The organism is Caballeronia sp. LZ032 (genome assembly GCF_031451315.1).
GTDB lineage: Bacteria > Pseudomonadota > Gammaproteobacteria > Burkholderiales > Burkholderiaceae > Caballeronia.
Genome location: NZ_JARUXP010000002.1, coordinates 646,161 through 669,164, shown reverse-complemented (window position 1 = coordinate 669,164; position 23,004 = coordinate 646,161). Strand labels below are relative to the sequence as shown.

Annotated in this window: 25 protein-coding genes; 12 read left to right on the top strand and 13 right to left on the bottom strand. The window is 64.3% G+C overall.

Annotated features, from left to right (window positions below; translation table 11 throughout):
• Nucleotides 1–7 precede the first annotated feature (7 nt).
• From QCE69_RS18540 to QCE69_RS18500, 9 genes are all read right to left on the bottom strand, one after another.
• Complete coding sequence (locus QCE69_RS18540; RefSeq protein ID WP_309921351.1) at nt 8–970, bottom strand: LysR substrate-binding domain-containing protein; 963 nt, start codon at nt 968–970, stop codon at nt 8–10.
• Nucleotides 971–1,018: 48 nt separating this feature from the next.
• Complete coding sequence (locus tag QCE69_RS18535) at nt 1,019–1,909, bottom strand: alpha/beta hydrolase (RefSeq protein ID WP_309932189.1); 891 nt, start codon at nt 1,907–1,909, stop codon at nt 1,019–1,021.
• A gap of 79 nt (nt 1,910–1,988) precedes the next feature.
• A complete protein-coding gene (locus tag QCE69_RS18530) occupies nt 1,989–3,647 on the bottom strand; it encodes a hydantoinase B/oxoprolinase family protein (RefSeq protein WP_309932188.1) in 1,659 nt (552 codons plus the stop codon).
• The gene (locus tag QCE69_RS18525) at nt 3,644–5,755 is read right to left on the bottom strand and encodes a hydantoinase/oxoprolinase family protein (protein ID WP_309932187.1); all 2,112 of its coding nucleotides are present in this window, start codon (nt 5,753–5,755) and stop codon (nt 3,644–3,646) included. Before QCE69_RS18525 ends, QCE69_RS18530 begins: the two co-directional genes overlap by 4 nt.
• A 44-nt stretch (nt 5,756–5,799) precedes the next feature.
• Nucleotides 5,800–7,104 carry a TRAP transporter large permease subunit gene (locus tag QCE69_RS18520; RefSeq protein WP_309921340.1) on the bottom strand — a complete coding sequence of 435 codons (1,305 nt, stop codon included), beginning with the start codon at nt 7,102–7,104 and terminating at the stop codon, nt 5,800–5,802.
• Between the two features lie 31 nt (nt 7,105–7,135).
• Nucleotides 7,136–7,714, bottom strand: a complete 579-nt coding sequence (locus QCE69_RS18515; protein ID WP_309932186.1) for a TRAP transporter small permease — start codon at nt 7,712–7,714, stop codon at nt 7,136–7,138.
• Between the two features lie 55 nt (nt 7,715–7,769).
• Nucleotides 7,770–8,759, bottom strand: coding sequence for a TRAP transporter substrate-binding protein (locus QCE69_RS18510; RefSeq protein WP_309932185.1), 990 nt, complete (start codon nt 8,757–8,759; stop codon nt 7,770–7,772).
• 184 nt (nt 8,760–8,943) lie between these two features.
• On the bottom strand, nt 8,944–9,783 hold the full coding sequence (locus tag QCE69_RS18505) for a formate/nitrite transporter family protein (protein ID WP_309814169.1): 840 nt from the start codon (nt 9,781–9,783) through the stop codon (nt 8,944–8,946).
• Between the two features lie 278 nt (nt 9,784–10,061).
• Entirely contained in the window at nt 10,062–11,360 is a 1,299-nt protein-coding gene (locus tag QCE69_RS18500; RefSeq protein ID WP_309921331.1) for a nitrate- and nitrite sensing domain-containing protein, read from the bottom strand.
• A gap of 149 nt (nt 11,361–11,509) precedes the next feature.
• On the opposite strand from QCE69_RS18500, the gene cynS reads away from it, so the two are divergent.
• The 5 genes from cynS to QCE69_RS18475 all read left to right on the top strand — a co-directional run bounded on the left by cynS (nt 11,510) and on the right by QCE69_RS18475 (nt 14,420).
• On the top strand, nt 11,510–11,977 hold the full coding sequence (gene cynS, locus QCE69_RS18495; RefSeq protein ID WP_309932184.1) for a cyanase: 468 nt from the start codon (nt 11,510–11,512) through the stop codon (nt 11,975–11,977).
• A 93-nt stretch (nt 11,978–12,070) separates the two neighbouring features.
• Nucleotides 12,071–12,526 carry a diacylglycerol kinase gene (locus tag QCE69_RS18490; protein WP_309932183.1) on the top strand — a complete coding sequence of 152 codons (456 nt, stop codon included), beginning with the start codon at nt 12,071–12,073 and terminating at the stop codon, nt 12,524–12,526.
• A 33-nt stretch (nt 12,527–12,559) separates the two neighbouring features.
• Nucleotides 12,560–13,075, top strand: a complete 516-nt coding sequence (locus QCE69_RS18485; protein WP_309921323.1) for a GNAT family N-acetyltransferase — start codon at nt 12,560–12,562, stop codon at nt 13,073–13,075.
• A 391-nt stretch (nt 13,076–13,466) separates the two neighbouring features.
• Complete coding sequence (locus QCE69_RS18480; RefSeq protein WP_309921320.1) at nt 13,467–13,766, top strand: hypothetical protein; 300 nt, start codon at nt 13,467–13,469, stop codon at nt 13,764–13,766.
• Between the two features lie 291 nt (nt 13,767–14,057).
• Nucleotides 14,058–14,420, top strand: coding sequence for a hypothetical protein (locus QCE69_RS18475; protein WP_309932182.1), 363 nt, complete (start codon nt 14,058–14,060; stop codon nt 14,418–14,420).
• An 80-nt stretch (nt 14,421–14,500) separates the two neighbouring features.
• Here the strand turns inward: QCE69_RS18475 and QCE69_RS18470 are convergent, their stop codons facing one another.
• Nucleotides 14,501–15,370, bottom strand: coding sequence for a helix-turn-helix transcriptional regulator (locus QCE69_RS18470; protein ID WP_309932181.1), 870 nt, complete (start codon nt 15,368–15,370; stop codon nt 14,501–14,503).
• 135 nt (nt 15,371–15,505) lie between these two features.
• Here QCE69_RS18470 and QCE69_RS18465 point away from each other — a divergent pair, with 135 nt between their 5' ends.
• The 7 genes from QCE69_RS18465 to QCE69_RS18435 all read left to right on the top strand — a co-directional run bounded on the left by QCE69_RS18465 (nt 15,506) and on the right by QCE69_RS18435 (nt 20,856).
• On the top strand, nt 15,506–16,285 hold the full coding sequence (locus QCE69_RS18465) for an alpha/beta hydrolase (protein WP_309932180.1): 780 nt from the start codon (nt 15,506–15,508) through the stop codon (nt 16,283–16,285).
• Entirely contained in the window at nt 16,282–17,088 is an 807-nt protein-coding gene (locus tag QCE69_RS18460) for a transporter substrate-binding domain-containing protein (protein WP_309932179.1), read from the top strand. The genes QCE69_RS18465 and QCE69_RS18460 overlap by 4 nt, the downstream gene beginning before the upstream one ends.
• An 89-nt stretch (nt 17,089–17,177) precedes the next feature.
• Nucleotides 17,178–17,849: an amino acid ABC transporter permease gene (locus QCE69_RS18455; RefSeq protein ID WP_309932178.1), complete on the top strand. Its 672-nt coding sequence runs from the start codon at nt 17,178–17,180 to the stop codon at nt 17,847–17,849.
• Between the two features lie 6 nt (nt 17,850–17,855).
• The gene (locus tag QCE69_RS18450; RefSeq protein WP_309921305.1) at nt 17,856–18,509 is read left to right on the top strand and encodes an amino acid ABC transporter permease; all 654 of its coding nucleotides are present in this window, start codon (nt 17,856–17,858) and stop codon (nt 18,507–18,509) included.
• Complete coding sequence (locus tag QCE69_RS18445) at nt 18,490–19,224, top strand: amino acid ABC transporter ATP-binding protein (protein ID WP_309932177.1); 735 nt, start codon at nt 18,490–18,492, stop codon at nt 19,222–19,224. The genes QCE69_RS18450 and QCE69_RS18445 overlap by 20 nt, the downstream gene beginning before the upstream one ends.
• A gap of 10 nt (nt 19,225–19,234) precedes the next feature.
• Nucleotides 19,235–20,491: a hydantoinase/carbamoylase family amidase gene (locus QCE69_RS18440; RefSeq protein WP_309932176.1), complete on the top strand. Its 1,257-nt coding sequence runs from the start codon at nt 19,235–19,237 to the stop codon at nt 20,489–20,491.
• 41 nt (nt 20,492–20,532) lie between these two features.
• Nucleotides 20,533–20,856: a hypothetical protein gene (locus QCE69_RS18435; RefSeq protein ID WP_309932175.1), complete on the top strand. Its 324-nt coding sequence runs from the start codon at nt 20,533–20,535 to the stop codon at nt 20,854–20,856.
• Nucleotides 20,857–20,865: 9 nt separating this feature from the next.
• On the opposite strand, the gene QCE69_RS18430 is transcribed toward QCE69_RS18435, so the two are convergent.
• The 3 genes from QCE69_RS18430 to QCE69_RS18420 form a co-directional block, all read right to left on the bottom strand.
• Entirely contained in the window at nt 20,866–21,507 is a 642-nt protein-coding gene (locus QCE69_RS18430) for a dihydrofolate reductase family protein (protein ID WP_309932174.1), read from the bottom strand.
• 82 nt (nt 21,508–21,589) lie between these two features.
• A complete protein-coding gene (locus tag QCE69_RS18425) occupies nt 21,590–21,997 on the bottom strand; it encodes a GFA family protein (RefSeq protein ID WP_309932173.1) in 408 nt (135 codons plus the stop codon).
• 14 nt (nt 21,998–22,011) lie between these two features.
• On the bottom strand, nt 22,012–23,004 hold the full coding sequence (locus tag QCE69_RS18420; RefSeq protein WP_309840177.1) for an ABC transporter substrate-binding protein: 993 nt from the start codon (nt 23,002–23,004) through the stop codon (nt 22,012–22,014).

Genomic DNA, 23,004 nt, shown 5'->3' with positions numbered 1-23,004 from the left:
GCGGCGCTCAGAACATCGTCCGCAGGTGCGCGGTCTCGAGTGCCGCGCGCAACCACTTCTCGAACACGGCGGCCTCGGCCGAGTTGCGCAGGCTCGAAGACCGCAGCAGGTAGTACGAGATATTGTCGACGTGGTACTTCGGGTCCGGGAAGGGCTCGATCAGGCGTCCGTCGCGCAACTCCTCTTCCGCGAGAATCTCGCTCTCCAGCACCACGCCCAATCCCTCGACTGCGGCCTCGATCGCCATGGCCGAACGGTCGAGCCACAAGTCGTGCGCCGGCTTGACGACCAGATTGCCCACACGGCGAAAATAATCCACCCAGTTCAGCGGATTGTTGGAATGGATCAGCGTCGCCCTGGCGAGATCGCGCGGACTTTCCAGCGCGAGTTCGCGGGCCAATTGCGGACTGCACAGCGGTCTCAGCCGTTCGACCAGCAGCGGCTCGGCCAGCTTGAGACCGGGCGTTTGCGGACCGTGCGCGATGGCGATGTCGTAGCGGTTGGAATCGAGTTCGTGGGTATGCAGCGTGGCGAGGCGCACGCGGAACAGCGGATTGGCCTTCAGGAAGGTTTGCAGGCGCGGCTGCAGCCACTTGACCGAAAAGCTGTTGGGCACGGCAATCGCCAGATAGCCGCCCCAGGACTGCGGCGCCAGCGCATTGGTCGCGTTCGCGATCAGGCCGAACGCCTTCTCGAGTTCGCGCGCATACGAACGGCCGGCGACGGTCAGCACCGCGCGGCCCGCATGGCGCTGGAACAGCGGCACGCCGAGGAAGTCTTCGAGTTGCTGGATATGGTGGCTGACGGCGGAGGTCGTGATGCCGATCTCGTCCGCGCCCTGCGTGAAACTGCCATGACGCGCGGCGGCCTCGAAGGCAATCAGGGACTTGAGCGGCGGAAAGCGCACACGGCGCGCATCGGCTGCCGTATCCGCCGGTTCGCCGTTCTTCTTCCTCGACTCAGCCGTCATGAACCTGTCCTTCGTTTTTCGATGACGGCCAGCATAACGCAGTTCCAGTCAGCGACCCAGGCACAGACTGAAGAAGCGCATCAGCTCGTCGGCCAGCTTCTGAGGCTGCTCTTCGGGAATGTAATGACCGCACGCTTCGATCACGCCGCCGTCAAGCCGCTCGCACAACGGTTTCATCAGTTCGTGGATGGTCGGCGCGCTGCCGACGTCGCCGCCGAGCGCCAGCACCGGCGGCCGGATGCGTTTGGCGAACAGATCCCGGTTCTGCCGCATGTCTTCCTCGACGGCGCGGTAATAACCCAGCATGCCGCGCAGCCCGCCGGGCGACGCATAGGCTTTAACGTACTCGTCGACATCGGCGGCTTCGAAGGTCGTCATCGCATTCGCGGTCTTGCGATTGAAGAACCATTCGATCAGGATGCGCTCGCGCCCCGCAATCAACGCCTCGGGCAAGTCTTCCACGGCATTGAACAGGAAATGCCAGCTGCGCCAGTTCGACGGCGCCGTGACCGACACGTCCGGCTTGAGCGTGATGCCCGGAATATTGCCGTCGATGAACACGATGCCGTCGAGATCGTCCGCGTAGTGATGCGCATACGGGTACGCGATCCACGAGCCGATGTCGTGTCCCACATAGAAGTGCCGGCCCACGCCCAGCGTCTTCAGCAGGTCGTGGATGCGGGCCGCGGCGGTTCCGGTGTCGTAGCCGCTCATCGGCTTGTCCGTGTAGCCCTGACCCGGAAGGTCAATGGCGATGGTGCGGAACGAATCGGCCAGCAGCGGCTGGACCCGGCGCCACGCGTACGCCGTCTGCGGGAAGCCCGCGAGGAGCACGACCGTCGGCCCGGTTCCGCCATCCACCATGTGATACCGGATGTCGCCGCTGCGGACGAAGCGGCGCTTGAACGGCTTGCCGCCGAGATCGATCACGCCTTCCATGAGAGTCCTCTTCGAGAGTTGTCGGGGAGCGCCGCATGCCGATTGTATCGGCGCCTTGCCAACGTTTCAGACGATGGCTTCAGGCAAGTTCGCGCGACTGCCGCGGATAATTCGCCGCGACGAACTGCGCGCTGACGAGGCCCGCATCGAGGTCCGCCGCGATGCGCGCAACCGGCCGCCGCGCGGGATCGCCGAAACCGCCGCCGCCCGCATCGCGAATCTCGACGATGCCGCCGTCCGGAATCAGCACGCGCGCCTTCGGATCGGTCTCCACGCCATCCACGATTACCCGCCGGTGCGCGCCCGGCTGCGCGCCTGCAAAACCCTTCGCCGCGATGCGCGTGCGCGACGCCATGAACGACGCTTCCAGCGGCCGTCCGGTGTCGTTGCGGATCGCGAACACCTGGCCGTTGCCGCCCTGATACTCGCCGGGTCCGCCGGTGTCCTCCAGCACTTCCTTGCGCAGGAACGTGCAGCTGATCTGCTGCTCCCAGAACTCCACCGAACCGCCGATGATATTGGCCGGCGCCGGCAGTGCTGCGCGGCCGTCGTAGCCCAGCAGCGCGCCATAGCCGCCCGCCGAAAAGTAGATGGACGAATACGGCTTGCCCGCGCGCGTCTGGCCGCGCAGGTTCATCTGGAACACCATGCCCGAGTCGGCCTGCACGTCGTGCGGAAAAGCATCGGCGAGCGCATTGAAGATCAACGGCCCGACAAAATGCCCGAACACATGGCGCGCGCCGGTCGGGTTCGGACGCAGCGCGTTCAGGATGCAGTTGTCCGGGGCATCGATGGTGACGAAGTCCAGGATCGCCTGGTTGTTCGGGATGTTCGGCGCCACCAGCACCTTGGTGCAGAAGTAGCAGAACGCCCGCGTGTAGCACAGCGGCACATTCACGCCGCGCGCCACCACGGGGTCCGTGCCGGCGAAGTCATAGGCGAAGCCCGCGTCGCTCAGCGTCACCGCGACGGCCAGCGTAATGTCCGGGAAGTCGCTGCCGCCTTCGACCGGGATCGTGGCCGCATAGCGCCCCTTCGGCATCGCTTCGAGCTTCGCGAGGATCGACTTGCGCGTCAGGGCGAAGATGGCGTCGGCGGCCTCCGTCGTCGTGTCGAGCCCGTGCTCCGCGAGAATCCTGACGAGCCCCTGCGCGCCCACGTTGCAGGCCGCGATGTTGCAGTAGATGTCGCCGAGCACGTAATCGACGGTACGCACGTTGTTCCGGATGAACTCGATCACGAAGCGGTTCTCCACGCCCGCCTCGTACAACTTGACCGGCGGGAGCGAGAAGCCTTCCTCGTATACATCGCGTGCGACCGAACCCATCCCCACGCCGCCGACATCCGCCAGATGCGACACGGTCAGGCAATAGCCGACCAGCGCGCCCTCATGAAACACCGGCTTCATCACGTTGATGTCGAAGGTATGCCCGGTGCCGATCCACGGATCATTGGTTACGATGATGTCGCCGTCGCGCAGCGTGGCTGCATCGAACGCGTCGAGCATGTGGCCCAGCGTGCTCGGACCCGTGCCGGTGAACGACGGCACGCTGGTCGCGCCCTGCGCGATCAGACGGCCGCGTGCATCGAACAGCATGCAGGAGAAATCGCCGCTGGCCCGCACCATCGTCGAGAAGGCGGTGCGCTCCATGGCCGAGACCATTTCGTCGGCGACGGAAACGAAGCGCGACCAGATGATGCCGGCATCCACCGGGTCCATGTTGATTGGGGTTGTCACTGCATGATCTCCGCGATGAGGTCCAGCGTCGGCGCCACACGAGCGTGCGCGTAAGCGGGAATGTAGAGGGTCGTGTCGTTCTCCTCGATCAGCGCCGGACCCGTCCGCGCCCAGCCGACCGGCAATGCATAGCGGTTGAACACGGGCACGTCGGTCCAGGTGTCGCGTTCGCCGTCGCTGATGTAGCAGGCGCGCGGCGCCTTCTCCTGCTGCGCGGCGGGCGTCAGCGCGTCGTAGGTGAAGCGGCGCACGGACTTGAGCTGCTCCGGCATCGACACCTCGACCTCCCAGGTGCTGATCTCGATACCGTAGTCGGCGAAGTTCAGGCCGAAGATGTCCTTGTACGCGGCAAGAAAGCGCGTGCGGATCGCGGCCGCATCGAGATAACGTCCTTCAGCGGATATCTCGACCGTCACCTCGGAATCCTGCCCCTCGTAGCGCATGCCGAGCTTCACGCTGGTCTGCGCGCCGCCCGACACGAGTTGCCGCGCATACGGCTCGGCGGCGATGAGCGCATCGACGGCGCGGCGAATCACGTCATCGTCCACATCCGCGAGGTTCATCTTGCGCGTCTGTTGCAGCACGATGCCTTCGCTGCTCGCGAACTGACCCATCGCCGATGCCACGCCCGCGGCGAACGGAAAGATCACCCGGCGGATCGACAGCAGACGGGCAATGGGCAGCGCGTGTACCGGCGATGAACCGCCGGTGCAGACCAGCGTGGCCCGCCGGTAATCGACACCCCGTTCCGCCGCATGCACGCGAAACGCACGAGCCACGTTCTCGTTGATCGTGCGGTGGATGCCGAGCGCCGCGCGTTCCACGGCGATCCCGAGCGGCCGCGCAATCCGCTCTTCGATGACCCGCTGCGCTTCCATGCGCGTCGCCTCGATGCCGCTGTTGCGAAAGTTGGCTTCGCCCAGAAAGCCGAGTAACAGGTTCGCGTCCGTGACGGTGGCTTCGGTGCCGCCGCGCGCATAGCACGCCGGTCCCGGCGCCGCACCCGCGCTGCGTGGTCCGACCGAGAGCGCGCCGCGTTCGTCGATCTCCGCGATGCTGCCGCCGCCCGCGCCGATCTCGATCAGATCCAGCGCCGGGATCATCAGCGGGAAGCCGCTGCCCGCTTCGAACGCGCCTTCACGCGCCACTTCGAGCCCGGCCTGCACGTCCACCTTCCCGCCGATCAGGAACGCGCCCTTGGCGGTCGTGCCGCCCATGTCGTAGGCGAGCACGGTGTGCGCGTCCGGCGCGGCATCGTCGGGCGCGTTGCGCGCGGCGATCTCGCGCGCCGCCAGCACACCCGCCGCCGGCCCGGATTCGATCAGCCGCACCGGCGCGCGCACGCAGTGATCGATCGGCAAGGGCAGGCCCGAGGACGTCATCATCAGCAGACGGCCTTCGAAACCCTTCTCGCGCGCGCCGGCATCCAGACGCGTCACGTATTGCGCCAGCAACGGCTTGGTGAACGCGTTCACCGCGCAGGTCATCCAGCGTTCGTATTCGCCGGAGCGCGGCGCGAGCGCGCTGGACACCGAGACCACCGCATCCGGAAAAGTTTCGAGCAGCCAGGCTTCGACCAGCCGTTCGTTGGCGGGATTTTGAAACGCATGCAGGAAACAGATGGCGAAGTTGCGGATGCCGGTGTCCTGGGTCAGCCGCCGCACGTCCGCCAGCAACGCGTGCTTGTCCGGCTGCTGCACGACGTCGCCGTCATAGGCCACGCGCTCCCGCACCGGCACCTTCAGCCGATGCTTCGTCAACGGCTTCGGAAACGCGAGCCGCAGGTTGGACACGTTGTAGCGATGCTCACGGCCGGTCTCCAGCGTCGTGCCGAAGCCTTCGGTATGCAGCAGGATGAAGTCGTGACCGCGCCGCTCGATCACGGCATTGGTAATGACCGTGGTGGCGTGCAGGAACACGTCGCAAGCGGCGAGATCGAGGTGCGCGTCGTCGCGCAGATGATCGAAACCCGCGAAGATGGCCTCTTCCGGACGCGGCGGCGTGCTCAGCACCTTCGCGGTGGTCACGCGGTGTGTCTCGTGGTCGAGCACGACGAAGTCGGTGAAGGTGCCACCGATATCCACTGAAACAGCAAACCTGGACGTCATGGTGTTTTTCATTTGACGATGCAATGGGCGAAGGGTCGTGGCGTTCATTTCATGCCGAGGTGTTCGGGCAGCCACAGCGCGATCTGCGGAAACGCAATCAACGCGATGCCGAACAGGATGAGCAGCGCGAGGTACGGCAGCGTGGCTTTCGTGATGACGGACAGCTTCTCGCCGGTGATGCCCTGGATCACGAACAGGTTGAAGCCGATGGGCGGATGCACCTGCACGATCTCGACGGCGATCACGAGAAAGATGCCGAACCAGATCGCGTTGAAGCCGGCGGCGAGCACCATCGGCAGGACGATGGGCAAGGTGATGACGATGATGGAAAAGCCTTCCAGGAAGGAGCCGAGCAGGATGTAGCCGATGAACAGCACGAACAGCAGCGCGAACGGCGACAGATGCAGCTGGTGCACGAACGACGCCGCCGCCTGCCCGACGCCGAGGAACGCCGAGGCGCTGCCGAGGATCGACGCGCCCAGGATGATCAGCGCGATCATCGAGCAGGTCTTCACCGCGCCGAGGCCCACTTCCTTGAGCTTGGCGACGCTCAGGTCGCGCTGGAATCCGGCAATCGCCAGCGCGCCCACCACTCCGGCCGCCGCGGCCTCGGACGGCGTGACCAGCCCGCCGTACATGCTGCCGAGCACCGCCCCGATGAGCAGCGAGACCGGCGCGAGATGCCTGAGCGAAGCCCAGCGTTCGCTCCACGGCAATGTCGCCATGCTCTCTTCCTCGGGGATCAGTTTCTTGTTCCACGTCGTGTGAATCATGATCCACGCCATGAAGCAGGACGCCAGCAGGATCGCGGGCACGAGTCCGGCCGCGAACAGCTTCAGCACCGACACCTGCGCGAGCACGCCGTACACGATCATGATGTTCGAGGGCGGCACCAGGAAACCCAGCGTGCCTGCGCCCGCGAGACTGCCCATCGAGATGCGGCGGTCATAGTGACGGCGGTCGAGTTCGGCGAGCGTCACGCGTCCGACGATCTGCGTCGTCGCGGCCGAGGACCCGGAGATCGCCGCGAACAGGGAGCAGCCGATCACGTTCGAATGCAGCAGCTTGCCGGGCAACAGGCTGGCCCATGGCGCGAGTCCCTTGAACAGGGACGTGGAAATGCGCGTGCGGAACAGGATCTCGCCCATCACGATGAAGAGCGGTAGCGCCAGCAGTTCCTGCGTGGTCATCACGTTCCACGCATATTGCGCGACGAGGCGGTCGACCGGAATCGACTTGAAGATGAAGAGCGCGAGCGAGCCGGTGATCGCCAGCGTCAGTCCGACCCAGATACCGATGGACAGCCCGCCGAACAGCAGCACGCCCATCGTGGCCAGTACGGTTCCCATATGCGTTACCTCCGTGTGATCGACGCTGCGCTCAGCGGATCAGGTTCTTGTCTTCGACCGGCTCGCCAAGCAACAGCTGGCCGAGACGCGCGAGCAGTTGCAACGCGAGCAGCATCGCGCCGAAAGCGACCAGCGCTTCCGGTATCCACAGCGGCGTATTGCTGGCGAGCGAGCGTTCGTCGAGCGTGTAGGCCTGATACGAAAAGTGCGTCATCGCGATGGAGAAGAACGTGGCAAAGGCAAGGCCCGCCGCGCTCGAGATGCATTCGAGCGCCGTCACCACGGCGGGCGACGCGTTCGACAGCAACACCCGCACGCGAATGTGGCCGCCAGCCCGCAAGGTGAGCGCCGCGCCGAACGTGAAGGTCACGGCCATCAGGTACGAGCTGTATTCCCATGCAATCGGGATGTCCTTCGGCAGCCAGCTGACCACGCTCGACAGCGTCCGCACGACGATGCCCGCGATCATCAGCAGGCACAGCAGAAACAGGCACAGCGCGCCGAGCCAGCCGTCGAGCCGCGCGAGCGTGTCGATCGCGAGCAGCGCCTTCTGCGCGAACGCACGGCCCCGGGAGCCCGTGACGGGGGCGCCTGATTCGATGTTTTCCATGATTGATTCGCTCCGCTTCGGTCCGTGGCCGGTGCGAGAAACAAGATGCGGCGGCTTACTTGCCGGCCGCCTTCAGGTATTGATCCAGCAGCGGCCGGGCAGCGGGCACGGCTTGCTCGAAGGCGGTCCAGCTCGCCTTCCCCTTCGCCGCCATGGCATTGCGCACATCGGCGGGCGGCGTATAAATCGCCATGCCCTTGGCCTTGAGCATCGTGAAGTTGCGCGTGTCTTCTTCCCGCGCCGCTTCCCAGAACTCAGGCTCGAGCTTCGCGGCGACCTCTTCGATCGCTTTCTGGTCTTTCGGACTGAGCTTGTTCCATGCGTCGAGATTGACCGTGACGCCTTCGAAGTTCGATTGCCAGTTGACGACGTTGCAGAACTTCTGGAAGTCCCAGAACTGACCATCCACCGCCGACGAAGTGGACGTCGACACACTGTTGATCACGCCCGTCGACAGCGCCGGCACCACTTCGCCCCACGGAATCTGCGCGGGCGACGCCCCCAGGCTGCGGAAGAAGTCGCTGCCGTTGCGGTCGGTGGTGCGGATCTTCATCGAGCGGAAGGTGTCCGCATTCGCCAGTTCGGCCTTCGAGAAAATGTTCTGGCCGGGCCACGGAATCGTGAACAGCAGCTTCTGGTTGAACTTCTTGAATTCGGCGTCGTAGTAGGGCTTCGAGACGGTGCGGAAGGTCTTCATCTCGTCGAAGCCGGACACCAGATACGGCACGGAGGACGCGCCGAGAACGGGCGAGACGCCCACTTGCTGCGCGAACTGGAACGAGCCGATCGGCACGAGTCCGTCGCGGATCACGCCAAGCATTTCAGGGCCCTTGAAGCCCAGTTGTCCGCCGGCGTGAACGGAAATCTGCACGTCGTTCTGCGTGGCCGCGGCCACAGCAGCCGCAAATTTTTCGTCCAGTTTCGTCTGGTAATTGCCGGGCGCATTGGCGGTCGCGAAGTCCCAGTTCACGGCATGCGCGGGCATCGCCGCAAGCGATGCAACGACGCACGCGCATGCCGCGCCCAGCCTTTTCATTCCGTTCATGTCTCACCTGTTCGAAGGGGTTCATCGGCGAGATCGGGCTTCGCCTGACTCGACTTCGATCAGGTTAATCAGCCGGGTTGGGACCGGCCAGTTCAAAAAAGAAATGACTTGTTGAATGAAATTCAACGGCGCGGAGGGCGTGCTTCAAGCGGCTTCTGCCGCCCTCCATCAGGGCGGCTGGCGCTCAGGCCTTGCTCACCCGCACGCCGCGCGCACCCGGCGTACGCGCCGGCGCGGTCTTGTAGTGCGTGCTATAGAGCGTCGCGCCGACGAACGTCAAACCGCCGACCAGATTCCCGAGCACCGTGGGAATCTCGTTCCACAAGAGGTAGTCCATCAGCGTGAAGTGACCGCCGAGCATCAGGCCCGACGGAAACAGGAACATGTTGACGACCGAGTGCTCGAAGCCCATGTAGAAGAACACGAGAATGGGCATCCACATCGCGACGACCTTGCCGGTGACCGAAGTCGACAGCATCGCCGCCACCACGCCGGTGGACACCATCCAGTTGCACATCACGCCGCGAATGAAGAGCGTCAGCATGCCCGCCGCGCCGTGCGCCGCATAACCCAGCGTGCGGGCCTCGCCGATCCCGCCGATCTTGTGCCCGATGGCGTTCGGCGCTTCCGAGAAGCCGAACGTGAAGATGATGGCCATGAACAGGGCCACGGTGAGCGCGCCCGCGAAGTTGCCGATGAACACCAGCGACCAGTTGCGCATCACGCCGCCCCATGTCGCGCCGGGACGGCCATCGAGTACGGCGAGCGGCGCGAGCGTGAACACGCCGGTGAGCAGGTCGAAGCCCAGCAGATACAGCATGCAGAAGCCCACGGGAAACAGCAGCGAGCCGACCAGCGCATTGCCCGTGTTGATGGTGATGCTCACCGCGAACGCCGCCGCCAGCGCGAGAATGGCGCCGGCCATGTAGGCGCGGATCAGCGTGTCGCGGGTGGACATCAGGAGCTTCGACTCGCCGGCATCGATCATCTTCGGAACGAACTCGGCGGGAGACAGGTAGGCCATGGTTGTACTCGCTTTGAAAAGCCAAAAAAAAACCGCGCACGGGCAACGCATTCACATGCGTGACCTTGTGCGCGGACTTCGTTATCCACGGGTTGACGCGCAGCGTGTTGCCTGCGCGACGATCAAACCACCGTTAGCTTGATGGCCTCTAAAAGCACCTTCCATACCAGGCGACGTTCATGACGGTATGACAGGGCTTGCTTGCGGTGCGTGTGTTCGCGGTTGCACTGACGAAGTGCTTTGAGGCATCGCGCGGGACCAATCTAGTGCAGGCGTGCTCAGGAAGAGCGCTTGTCCGGCCGTGCATGACGCGGCGAGAAGCTCACCGTCTCCGGCGCGATCAGGAACTCTTCGGCAAGCTCCACGAGCGAACGGTTGCGGTCCATCGAGGTCTTCTGCAACAGCCTGAAGGCGACGTCCTCGCTGAGACCATGACGCACCATCAACGCATGCTTCGCCCGCTGCACGAGCTTGCGTTCATGCAGTGCGCGGCGTGCTTCGTCGAGTTCGACTTCCATGCGCGCCAGCCGTGCCGACTGCGCCTCCAGCACCGACTTCAGACTGCTGACCGTCGCGCGGTCCGCGCCGGTCAGCGTGTCCGACGAGACTGGCGCGCCGTCGCCGGCGAAGAAATGATCGAGCGCCTGCGCGTGCGTGGGCGGCGTGTCGCGCAACGCCTGCAACAGCGCTTCGGAGTCGCGCAGCGCCTGTTGTGCGAGCGCGATGGAGGCATCGCACGCCGCGCGGCCGAGCGCCGTCAGCGCGAGTTGCAGATGCCACAGGTCGGTGATGCGCGCACTGCTGGCATCGAACCAGGATTCGGTCAGCGATGCATCGAGCGTCTCGCCCGCCTGCGCGCCGCACAGGATGCGCCGCAACCGCATCAGCGCGCCGGCATGCGGCGTGAGTGCACGGCTTGTCCACCAGTCGGCCTGGGCGGCAGCGGCGAAATTCTCGAAGACTTCGAGACTGCGGTCCTGTGCGTGGATCAGATGAAGCAAGCGTTGCTGCTGGTCGGCCGGGAAGCCGCCCGACGCGAACATGTGCGCGCCCACCGCGCGTTCCTGCCCGGCTTCTTCCTTGCCCTGCACCACATGCACCAGCGCGACGAGCAGCCGCGAGATGGCCGGCTCGGGCGCGCCGTCGGCGAGCTGGAACACGAGCTCCATCAGGCCGCCGATGACCTTGCTGAAGGCCAGCACGGATGACGGCGCGGACAGGCTGCGACGATCGATCCGTCCGCGTAATGCATCGAGCGAGTCGAGATCGAGCAGCACCCACGCGATCAGCGCGAGCATGCGCGACGACGCAGCGCGCTCCGGCGCGAGCTGGAGTTCGAGATGCGTCTGCAATTGCGCGATGAGCGGCCCAAGCTCGCCGCGCGCCGTCATGCGTTCTTCGCTGAAGCGCTTGCCGCTGGACGCGAGAAAAATGCTCGTGATGCCGCGCTCGCGTTGCAGGACGTGAATGGTGCGGCCGATGAGATCGACGAGTTCGATACGGTCGGCCAGCAGCTGCAACGCGGCGATCTCTCGTTGCTTGGCGCGCAGCGCGAACTGCGAGGCGGGTGCGAACATCGTTCCGGAAAAAAACTGAATGCGGGTTGCACGGATTGTAAGCCGGACAATATTCGCCGCGGTTCAGCGTGGCTTCGAAACACGGACGCACGGATTTTTGAAGTGTTCAACTGTGCATCCCGCTGTTTGAATCGACCGGAGGAAACCTCATGCAATCGCAGATCTCGCAGTTGTCGCGCGCCACGCTGAGCGAGGCGCTCGTCGCGGCCAAGGCGCGTCTTGGCCTGACCTATGCCGAACTCGCGGAAGGCACCGGACTGAGCGTGCCCTACGTCACGGCGGCGATACTCGGCCAGCATCCGCTGCCGGAACAGGCCGCGCAGAGCGTCGCCGAAACGCTCGGCATGGACGGCGACGCCGCCGCGCTGCTGCAAACCATTCCCCTGCGCGGCAGCATTCCCGGCAACGTGCCGACCGACCCGACCATCTACCGTTTCTACGAAATGGTGCAGGTCTACGGCACGACGCTGAAGGCGCTCGTGCATGAACAGTTCGGCGACGGCATCATCAGCGCGATCAACTTCCGTATCGACGTCAAGAAGGTGGAGGATCCGGAAGGCGGATCACGCGCGGTGATCACGCTGGACGGCAAGTTCCTGCCGTACAAGCCGTTCTGAGCAGCCGCGCGCTGGCGGGACGGACGGGTCAGTCACGTGCGACGTGCGGCCCGTGGCATGATGTTCGTTCAGCTTCCACGCCACCTACGCGTCATGGTTCGTCCCACTTCATCTTCGCGGTCATCGTCATCGTCCAAGGACACGCCTCATTCCAGTCCGGGCAACCGCAAACGCAGCGGCTTGCTGCGCGGCTTCTTCGCGCTGCGCCATTCGCGTGACGGCATCGTCGCGACGTGGCGCGAGGAAAGCGCGTTCCGCCAGGAGGTATGCATCGCGGTGATCCTGCTGCCGATCGCGTTTCTCGTGCCGGTCACGAGCGCCGAGCGCATCTTGCTGGCTGCCTCGGTGCTGCTCGTGCTGCTGGTCGAGTTGATCAATTCGAGCATCGAGGCGGCCATCGACCGCATCTCGCTGGAGCGCCATGAACTGTCCGGCCGCGCGAAGGACTGCGGCAGCGCGGCGGTGACCGTGGCGCTTTTGATCGGCGTCATGACCTGGGGCGTGATCTGCGGACCGCTCGCGTGGCAGTGGCTGCGGGCGCATCTGTGACGCTGTGCCGTTTCATCGACTCGTGGAGCTTCCATGCCTGTTCGACTTCTCACCGCCGCCGACGCCTCCTCGTTCCAGGCACTGCGGCTCGCCGGACTCAGTGAATGTCCGGCATCGTTTGCATCCAGTCATGAGGAAGAAGCGGACCGCTCTGCTACGCAGGTCGAGCGCATGCTCACGACGAACGACGACCAGGGCGTGTTCGGCTGCTTTGAAGGAGCGCGTCTGATCGGCATTGCAGGCGTGAAGCGCGAGACTCTGCGGAAGTTGAGCCACAAGGCCTTCGTCTGGGGCGTATATGTCGCACAGGACATGCGAGGCAAAGGCGTCAGCCGAAGCCTGCTCCGCGAAGCCATCGCCTTTGCGCAACGCACGCCGGGCGTTACCCAGTTGAACCTGACCGTGAATGCGGACAATGCGGCTGCGATACGGCTCTATGCATCGCTCGGCTTCGAGCAGTTCGGCCTCGAACGCAATGCGATCTTCGCCGAGGGATGCTTGCACGACGAGATGCTGATGCAACTCCTCCTCGACTTGCAAAGCCGCTGAAGACACGAGCGCCCGGACGCAGTCGCGACTGCGCCCGCGAACTTTGGTGCGACCGCTTCATGAGCGGTCAAGTAAGCGCACGTTCCAATCTTTTCTATTCCGCAGTTCTTCCCTTCCCCAACGTTTCATTTTTCGAAACGCATTCCGCTATTTATCGGCGAAGAATATTCCGTTACACGAAAGCCCCGACGGACGCGACGGATCGCAAAGCACAGCCACGTTAAAGAGCCATTGCCGACGGAATTCCTGTCCGAGGTAATAAGCACGATTGGCTGATGTCATGTTTGCGCGCGGTTTTTTTAAGCGACTCACCACCGCTCCAGAAAACGCGTCGCCCGGAAATGTGATTGCGCAAATCAAGTCGAAGACGTCCTACGAGGTTCAACCGATCATGAAAGCCACCCTCACCCTTCTTGCGCTTGCAGGCGCTTTTTATTTTTCAAATGCCCAGGCGCAGGTCATCGTGGCGCCGCCGCCGGCTGTCGTGGTCGCGCCGCCACTTCCGGTAGTGGTCGCCCCGCCGCCGGCGGTCGCGCCGGCGGGCGTGGCCTATCTCGCGCCCGTGGGCGTGGCGCCGGCCCCCGGCTATCTGTGGCGCTATCACGTCGGTGCTGGCTGGGGATGGTGGCATCCGCATTACGGATGGCATGCGCCGGTCGTTTATCACCACTGGGGCTATCGCCGGTGGTAAGCGGGATCACGGTGCATCAACGGATCACATCATGGTTTGGGCCATTGGAACTCTAATGAACAAGCAATTCACCTTACTCGTCGTCTCGACTTTATTGGCTGGAATGCTCGGCGGATGTGTAGTGGAGCCCGTGCCTGCCGCGCAATGGGTGCCGGCGCATTACGGTCCTCACGGCGGCTGGATCCCGGGACACTGGAGATGATCCGGCCTGCCCGTTGCATTACGCGCGTGCATCCCGCGGGAGCGCTCGCGGCGCGTGGCTCGACTGTTTATCGCTGGACTGGCGAAATCTTGAAAACGCTTGTTGTAAACACCGCGCTGGGTCTGGGCGCGACACTGGGCGGGTGCGCCGTGTATGACACGCCCGGTGGCCAGCTGGTCGGCCCCATAACGGCGGCACCCGTGGCGGCATCCGCCGTTGTTGATACAACGGTGACGCCCGCGCAGACAGCACCTGTAGTGGCGCCGGCCACCGTCGTGACGGCGGCTCCGCCCGCGCCGGTCATGGTCGCTCCGCCCGCGCCCGTGGTTGTCGCACCGCCCGCGCCTGTGGTGGTTGCGCCAGCGGTCGTGGCGCGGCCCCCTTATGTATGGGTGCCTGCGCACTATGGGCCTTATGGCCGCTGGATACCAGGACACTGGCGTTACTACTGACGGGCATCATGCCGGAGGCGGTTCGCGTTCGCGCAAGACGATGCACCCGCGAACCGCCCCCCACCCGCAAAGCATCACACTCAGTCCGAATACTTCTTGATGAGCCGGTGCAGCTCGTGCATCGCCTGCGCGCCCTTCAACGCGCTTTGCCATAGCGTTCCAGTCAGATGATCGTGCTTGGCCAGCGCCTCCGGATCTTCCGTGATGGTGCCGACGCCATAGCGCAGGTTGGTCGGCTGGCCGATCCGGAACGGGCTGTTCACGAGATACCGCCGCCCTTCCGCATGAATGATCTGATAGCCGGAGGTAGGCAAGGGCTGCGTCGTCAGGCCGATCTGCACATGCATCGGCGGCGAAGCGATCAGGTCCGCCATGTGCCCGATCTCGCGCGCGGCCTCGCGTCGGAGTTCGGCGCGCTCGGCGTACGGCTTGTCGGCCGTCACCGCGAGTCCGTTGGCAAGATAGCGTTCGATGCTGCTCAACGGAACGATGTTGACCATCGCCGGCTGGCGAAAACGAAAGATCGCCTTGCGCCGCTCCAGGACCTGCAACAGCCGCTTGCCTTCGGCCGGCGTGAGCGGATCCAGGTCCTGTGGATCATGCAGGCTGCGCGCGAGCGAGCGGTCGTAACCCGCCGAACTCAGCACGTAGATCAGCGGCCCGAACACCACTGACACCCGGTCTGCCTTCTCTTCCAGGCTCGCGACGCGCTCAAAAAAGCGGAACCCGTCGGTCAGGTATTCGGCGCCGAGCCCGAGCAGCGTGCTCGGCGACATGCCATATACCCGCGCGAGCCTTTCGAGCGTCTCCAGCTTGACGATATTGCCCGCTTCATACCGGTGCAACAGCGCGCGCGAGACGCCGATGGCCTCGGCGACTTCATCGGCGGTCATTTTCATTTGCTGGCGATGCAGCTTCAGGCGCTCCCCGATAGCGCGAAAACTCTCCATGCGTTCCGTTTTTTAATGGTGGCCCGTGACTCAAAAAAGTTACATGCGCCATAAATATGCGTCAAATCATAAAAATGAGCGTTGGCCCGCTGGTTTTGCCGCCCGATACTCGCTCCATCCAACCAGGAGCACATCATGCCCATCATCCGACTCGACGGCGCCCGCGTTCACTACACCGACAGCGGTGGCGAAGGCCGCCCGGTCATCTTCCTGCACGGCGGTTTCGGCAGTTCGTCCGAACTCTGGCAACGCACCATCGACGCGCTGCCGCCCGGCTATCGCGGTCTCGCCATCGACAACTTCCTGCGCTCCGACGCACCGCCCGACGGCTTCACCATCGAAGCGCTCGCGCGCCGCGTGGCGGCATTCATCGACCGGCTCGAACTGGAGCGGCCGGTGGTAGTCGGTCATTCGATGGGCGGCGTCGTCACGCAGATGACGGCCGTGCGCTATCAGGAAAAGCTCGGCGGCATCGTGCTGGTCTGCACGGGTCCGTCGATGACCAATCACGCTTTGGGCCGCGCGCTGCTTGCGCAACTGGAGAACGACGGCATCGAAACGATGCGCGAGATCAGCGCGCACTGGTTCCGCGAATTGCCGCAGCCGTTCTTCGACGGCTACGTGGAGCGCGCCAAGGCCGCGCCGCTGACGGCGATGATCGACATCCAGTCTTCGCTGATCGAGACCGACATGCGCCCGCATCTGCCGGGCGTGCAGCTTCCCGCGCTGGTGGTCTGGGGTGCGCACGACAGCGGCCGCACGATGGAGCATGCGCAGCGCCTGCTGGATGGCCTGCCGAACAGCACGCTCACCGCCATGACCGACAGCGGCCATTCGCCGATGCTGGAAACCCCCGCTGTATTCGACGAAGCCTTCCACGCCTTCCTGAAGTCCATTCCGGAGTCTGCACAATGAGTTTCACCGCTACGTTCAAGCGCCGCCTGGGTGCGGCCATGTTGTCGGTTGCCGGCGCGATGGCGCTGCTGAGTCACGCCCCAGCCGCGCATGCCGACACGCTCGACACCGTGAAGAAGACCGGTTTGATCCGCGTCGCGGTGCCGCAGGATTACGCGCCGTTCGGCTCGGTGGGCAGCGACATGGAGCTGCACGGCTACGATGTCGAAGTGGCGAAGCTGACTGCCGCCGCGCTGCATGTGAAGCTGCAGATCGTGCCGGTGACGATGGCCAACAAGATTCCGTTCCTCGTGACCAACAAGGTCGATCTCGTACTCAATCTCGGCAAGAATCCGCAGCGCGCGGAAGTGATCGACTTCACCTCGCCGTACGCGCCGTACTACACGGCGGTGTTCGGTCCGCAAGCCGATGCTCTGACGGACGTCGCTGGCCTGAAGGACAAGAAGATCGGCGTGGTGACGGGCTCGCAGGAAGACCTCTTCATCACGAAGAACGCGCCCGCCGGCACGCTGTTCTCGCGCTATCAGGACAACAGTTCGGCAGTGGCCGCCTTCCTGTCCGGGCAGACGGAATATCTCGCGACGGGCAACATCGTCGGCGCGAAGCTGCTCGCCGACAATCCGCAGAAGCATTTCGCACAGAAGCTCCTGCTGATCGATTCGCCGGTGTGCGCCGCCGTGCGCAAGGGCGACAGCGCCATGCTAGCCGCCGTCAACAGCGTCTTCGCGGCACAGAAGGCCAGCGGCCAGCTCGACGCGTTGTCGCGTCAATGGCTCAAGCAGCCGCTCGACGCAAAACCCTGACGCACTCCGCTGCCTCATCCGCTTCCTTCGCGTGGCATGAGGCAGTGAAGCGCCCTTCCGCCGCATCCCGCTCCGGATAGCTTCAGACCATGTCCTATCAATTCGACTTCGGCGCCATTGCGCCGTATCTGCCCCTGCTCGTCCAGGGCGTGGCGATGACGCTCGCAGTCAGCATCGCCGGCGGCCTGGGCGGCTTTGCGCTGAGCATCGCCGGTGCGTGGATTCATGCGGAAGGCAAGCCGTGGGCGCGCGCCATCACGCTTGCCTATGTGGAAGTGTTCCGCAACACGCCGTTCCTGATTCAACTGTTCTTCATTTTCTTCGGCTTGCCGCAACTGCATGTCAGGCTCGATGCCGTCGAGGCCGCGCTGTTGGCCGTGACGATCAACTTCGGCGCATATGGAACGGAGATCCTGCGCAGCGCGATTGCAGCGACGCCGCGCGGCCAGCATGAAGCAGCCGCGAGTCTCGCGCTGACGCGCCTGCAAACCTTCCGTCACGTGCTGCTGCGGCCCGCATTGCAGAAGGTATGGCCCGCGCTCACGAGCCAGTTCATCATCATGATGCTGACGACTTCCGTCTGCTCGCAGATCGCGCTGATGGACCTCTCGCATGTGGCGGACTTCATCCAGGGCCGCACGTTCCGTTCTTTTGAAACCTACGCCGCCGCGACGTTCACGTATCTGCTGCTCGCCCTCGTGCTGCGCCATGCGCTGCGCACGCTCGGCAAGCGCTTCGTGACCGCGCGCCCCGCGAGATAAGCCACCATGGACTTCACCCTGTGGGACATCCTGCGCGTATTGCTCGCCTCGCTGCGCTGGACCGTGGCGCTCTCATTGGTCGCCTTCGTCTGCGGCGGCGCGCTGGCCTTCGCGATCATGTGGCTGCGCCTGACGCCCGCACGCCTGCCGCGCGGCGCGGCGGCCGCCTTCATCGAACTGTTCCAGGGCACGCCGCTGCTGATGCAGTTGTTCATCGTGTTCTTCGGCATCGCGCTGTTCGGCTTTGACGTGCCCGCGTGGCTCGCGGCAGGCTTGGCGGTGTCGCTGTGGTCGGCGGCGTTCCTCGCTGAAATCTGGCGCGGCTGCATTGAAGCGGTGCCGCGCGGACAGTGGGAGTCATCCGCTTCGCTGGCGATGACACGCATGCAGCAGTACCGCCATATCGTGCTGCCGCAGGCCTGCCGCCTCGCCGTGGCGCCGACGGTCGGCTTCTGCGTGCAGATCGTCAAGAACACCTCGGTCACGTCGATCATCGGCTTCGTCGAGCTCACGAAGGCGGGCACGATGATCAGCAACACGACCTTCCGGCCGCTCGAAACCTTCGGGCTCGTCGCGCTGATGTACTTCCTGCTGTGCTCGGCGCTGTCCGCGCTGAGCCGTCATCTGGAGAAGCATTTCAATGCCCCTTATCGCAATTGACCAGGTCACCAAGCGCTTCGGCGGTAACGAAGTGCTCAAGGGCATCGACCTGAACATCGGCGCCGGCGAAGTCATTTCGCTGATCGGCAGGAGCGGCTCGGGCAAGAGCACGCTTCTGCGCTGCATCAATGGACTGGAGGGCATCGACAGCGGCCGCATCGATGTGGCGGGCACGCGCCTGTCCGACGACGACGCCGCGCTCAAGCAGTTGCGGCTTCAGGTCGGCATGATCTTCCAGCAGTTCAACCTGTTTCCGCATCTGAGCATTGGCCGCAACGTGATGCTCGCACCGATGATCGTGCTCGGCATGAAGCCCGCCGAAGCACGCAGGCAAGCGGGCCTGCAACTGGAGCGCGTCGGCCTCAGCGACAAGTTCGACGCCTATCCCGACCAACTGTCCGGCGGACAGCAGCAGCGTGTGGCGATCGCGCGTGCGCTGTGCATGTCGCCCAAGGCGTTGCTGTGCGACGAGATCACGTCCGCGCTCGATCCGGAACTCGTGCAGGAAGTGCTCGCGGTGATGAAGGAACTCGCGGCGGGCGGCATGACGCTCGTGATGGTCACGCACGAGATGCGCTTCGCGCGCGAGGTCTGCGACCGCGTGGTGTTCCTGCATCAGGGGCGCATTCATGAAAGCGGCACGCCCGATGTGCTCTTCAACCAGCCGCGCACCGACGAACTGCGCCAGTTCCTTGCAGCGGCCCATGATGCATGAGCGCACTCGCATGACGGCATCGACTGATTACGCGCACATTGCACAGCAGCTCTTCGACACAGTGCGCGAGGCCACCGCTGAAGGTCGTGGCGTGACGCGCGCATCGTACGGCGCGGGCGAGAGCCGTGCGCTCGACTTGCTGACGGCGTTCGCACAGAAGCAAGGCTTCGCTGCACATGTCGATCGCGCGGGCAACGTCACCTTCTCGCATCCCGATGACGCACGCACACGCCCCATCCTGTGCGGCTCGCACATGGATTCCGTGCCGGAAGGCGGCAACTTCGACGGCCTCGCCGGCGTGATCGCGGGCCTGCTGTGTCTCATGCGGCAACGCGATGAAGGACAGCGAGGTATGCATCCGCTGCGCGTGCTGGCGCTGCGCGGCGAGGAGAGCGCGTGGTTCGGCAAGGCATATATCGGCTCCAGCGCGCTCTTCGGGCGCTTGCCGCCCACGACGCTGGACGCGCAGCAGCGCTCGACAGGCGAGACGCTCGCGGCCTGCATGCGCGAAGCAGGCGCCGATGTGGAGGCGATCGCGGCGGGCGAAGTGCTGCTCGACGCGAACGGCGTCGCGGGCTACATCGAGTTGCATATCGAACAGGGTGCGCTGCTCGATGATGCACAACGCGCGGTCGCCATCGTGCCGTCGATACGCGGCAACGTGCGTTACCGCAACGTGCGCTGTATCGGAGAGCCAGGTCATTCGGGTGCGGTGCCGCGTGAACGCCGTCACGATGCGGTGTTTGCGGCGGCCCACGTGGTCAGCGCGCTCGATACGTACTGGAAACGCGCGCTCGCCGAGGGCGCGGACCTCGTGATCACCTGCGGCGTGTTCGGCACGCGCGCGGAACAGCACGCGATCTCGCGCATTCCAGGCGAAGTCGATTTCAGTTTCGAGGCACGCAGCGCGGACCCCAACGTGCTGGCGCAGGTGCTCGACGTGTTCGAACACACGCTCGCGGACACGGCGGCATCCCATGGCGTGCGCTTCGAAACGGGCGCGCTGTTGCAGACCGCGCCCGCGCACATGGACGCGGGCTGGATCGGCTTGCTCGAACAGCATGCGCAGACACTGAACCTGCCCGCTCCGCACGTGCCGAGCGGAGCGGGTCACGACGCCGCCATGTTCGCCGCAGCCGGCATTCGCAGCGCGATGATTTTCGTGCGCAACCAGAACGGTTCGCACAATCCCGACGAGGCCATGCGTCTCGTCGATTTCATGGACGGCGTGGCGCTGCTGTATGAAACCATCAACGCCTTCGCCTGACTGGTCGCATAACGCGACGCCTCATCTTTGGAGAAGCAACTATGAATCTGGAACTGGCAGCGGCATCGCTTTCGCGACGAGGTCTGGGCCTGACCGATATCCGCGAGTTCGCGCTGCAATGCCGTGACAGCGCCCGTCAGCCCGGCGGCGAGGCGGCCGCGTTGATCCTGCTCGCGGAGAAGGCATCGGCGTTCTTCGAGCGGCACGAAGGCATCGCGATGAACAACGACGCGCTGCACGGCTTCGTCGAGTCCCTTGGTGCCGATGTCACGCGTCTGCGCGCGGCCGCCATGGCAGGCGATGCCGCGCTGATTGAAGCGTTGAATGCGTTCGCCTCGGCCTTCTCGAACGACGTGGTGATCTGAGCACGACCTTCAGCGCATCAGGACGATGTGAGTGGCGCGTTCGGTCGGAACATGTTCGACGGTCCTGTATCCCAATGCATGGAGATCCAGCCCGTCGAAGAGCGGTTCTCCGGCGCCCAGCACGACCGGCGCCATCGCGAGATGAATCTCGTCCACATGGCCCGCCTGAATGTACTGCTTCACCGTAGAAGCCCCGCCGCCGATCTTGACGTCCCGCGCACCCGCCGCTTCGCGGGCCCGCTGCAGCGCTTCGTCGATCCCGCCGGTGATGAAATGAAACGTGGTGCCGCCGCGCATCTCGATGGAAGGCCGCGCGTAATGCGTCAGCACGAACGTGGGCGCGTGATACGGCGGATCTTCGCCCCACCATCCTTTCCATTGATCGTCGGGCCATTCGCCACGCACCGGTCCGAACATGTTGCGGCCGAGAATGAAGGCGCCGAAGTTATCCATGGCGCGGTGGGCGAAGCTGTCGTCGGGGCCGGTTTCGCCATCGTCCTTGCCTTGCATCGCGCGGAAGGTGCGCGTCGGGAAGAACCACTGGAAGATTTCGTGGCCTCGCACGCCAAGCGGATGTTCCAGGCTCTGCGCGGGGCCCGCAGCATAGCCATCGATTGAAACGCCGAAGCCGGCAACTTTTACTTTGCTCATTCACGTCTCCGTGTCAGGTCGTGCATGTCGGTCACGAGAGCATGAGCACGAATCGACGCGGACGCAATAGAGGTTTGTCTCTTCAAGGCTGCCCTTCGAAAGCCTCTGCCGTGCCGAGATCCGGGAGCCAGCCGAAGCGCCGCCGGGTCCACGACTGCCGCTTCGGCACGCCGAGTTCGTAACGCTGCTTCAGCGCGCCTACTCGCAACGAATAAGAAGAAGGGTTCTCTTGCGCCGACGAATACACCGGCCCGCCGCATTCCGCACAGAACGCGTGGATGCGGCGCGCGCCGCTGTCGGCGGTCTTCAGATAGCGCTTGGGCTCGCCTCTGAGGATGCGAAAGCTCTCCGCCGGTGCGGCGATATTCACGCGAAACGCCGAGCCCGTCAGCGTCTGGCAGTCCGTGCAATGACAGATGGCGACGGTGCCAGGCGTGACGTCAGCTTCATAGGCGATCGCGCCGCAATGACATTGCCCTTCGACTTTCATGGACACCCCTTCGATCAGATCTTGAAGCTCTCCAGCGTCGCCGGATGAAACAGTTCTTCCGGTTGCAGCAGCCGGCTCGACAGCCCTTCATCATGATGCCGCTTCAGGAAGCGCGACAACACATGCCGGTTGGGCGCGAACCCATACGACCAGAAATCGTGGCCCATCAAGCGGCGCGCATTGCTCAACTGTTCCTCGACGAAAGGCAGCGTCACTTTCGTGGCCGACGTGTCGCTCAATTTTGCAAGTGCCACTGCCTTGCTCTTCTCGAACGCCTTGGCCACCGCGCCCGGCAGCCACGGATGCCGCTCGGCGAGGGTGCGCCGCACGCCCAGCAGGTGCATCACCGGGAACAGCTTCGTGCGCGTGTACCAGTCGGCGGCCGCTTTCTGCGGATCGTCGTAAAGATACTTCACGTTCGGATGACCGTTCGTGAAACATGACGGCGCACGCGGACCGATGACTGCATCGATTTCACCGGATGCCAGCATACCCGTGATGGTCGCGTTCGACGGTGCATTCTCCAGCCGTACATCGGCGGGAAGATTCAGCGTGATCTTTTCTTCACGGCCGGTCTCTTCATAACCGCCGCGCACCCACGTCACATCCGATGCCTTGACGCCATGATCCTCTTCGAGAAACAGACGCGCCCATACGTTGGCGGTCAACTGATACTCGGGCACGCCGATGCGCTTGCCCTTCAGATCCGCAGGCGTGTCGATGCCGCGATCGTTGCGCACGTAGATGGACGTATGACGGAACGCACGCGACGGAAACACCGGCACGCCGATATACGGACTCGTGCCCGCCGCCGTCTTCACGCTGTAACTGGAGAGCGACAGTTCGCAGATGTCGTAATCCGCGTGACGGAAGGCGCGAAAGAAGATTTCTTCCGGGTCTTGCAGCATGAACACCGGATCGACGCCGTCGATCTGTACTTCGCCATCCACCAGCGGTCGCATGCGGTCGTAGTTGCCCACTGCAACCGACAGATTCAGCTTGCTCAT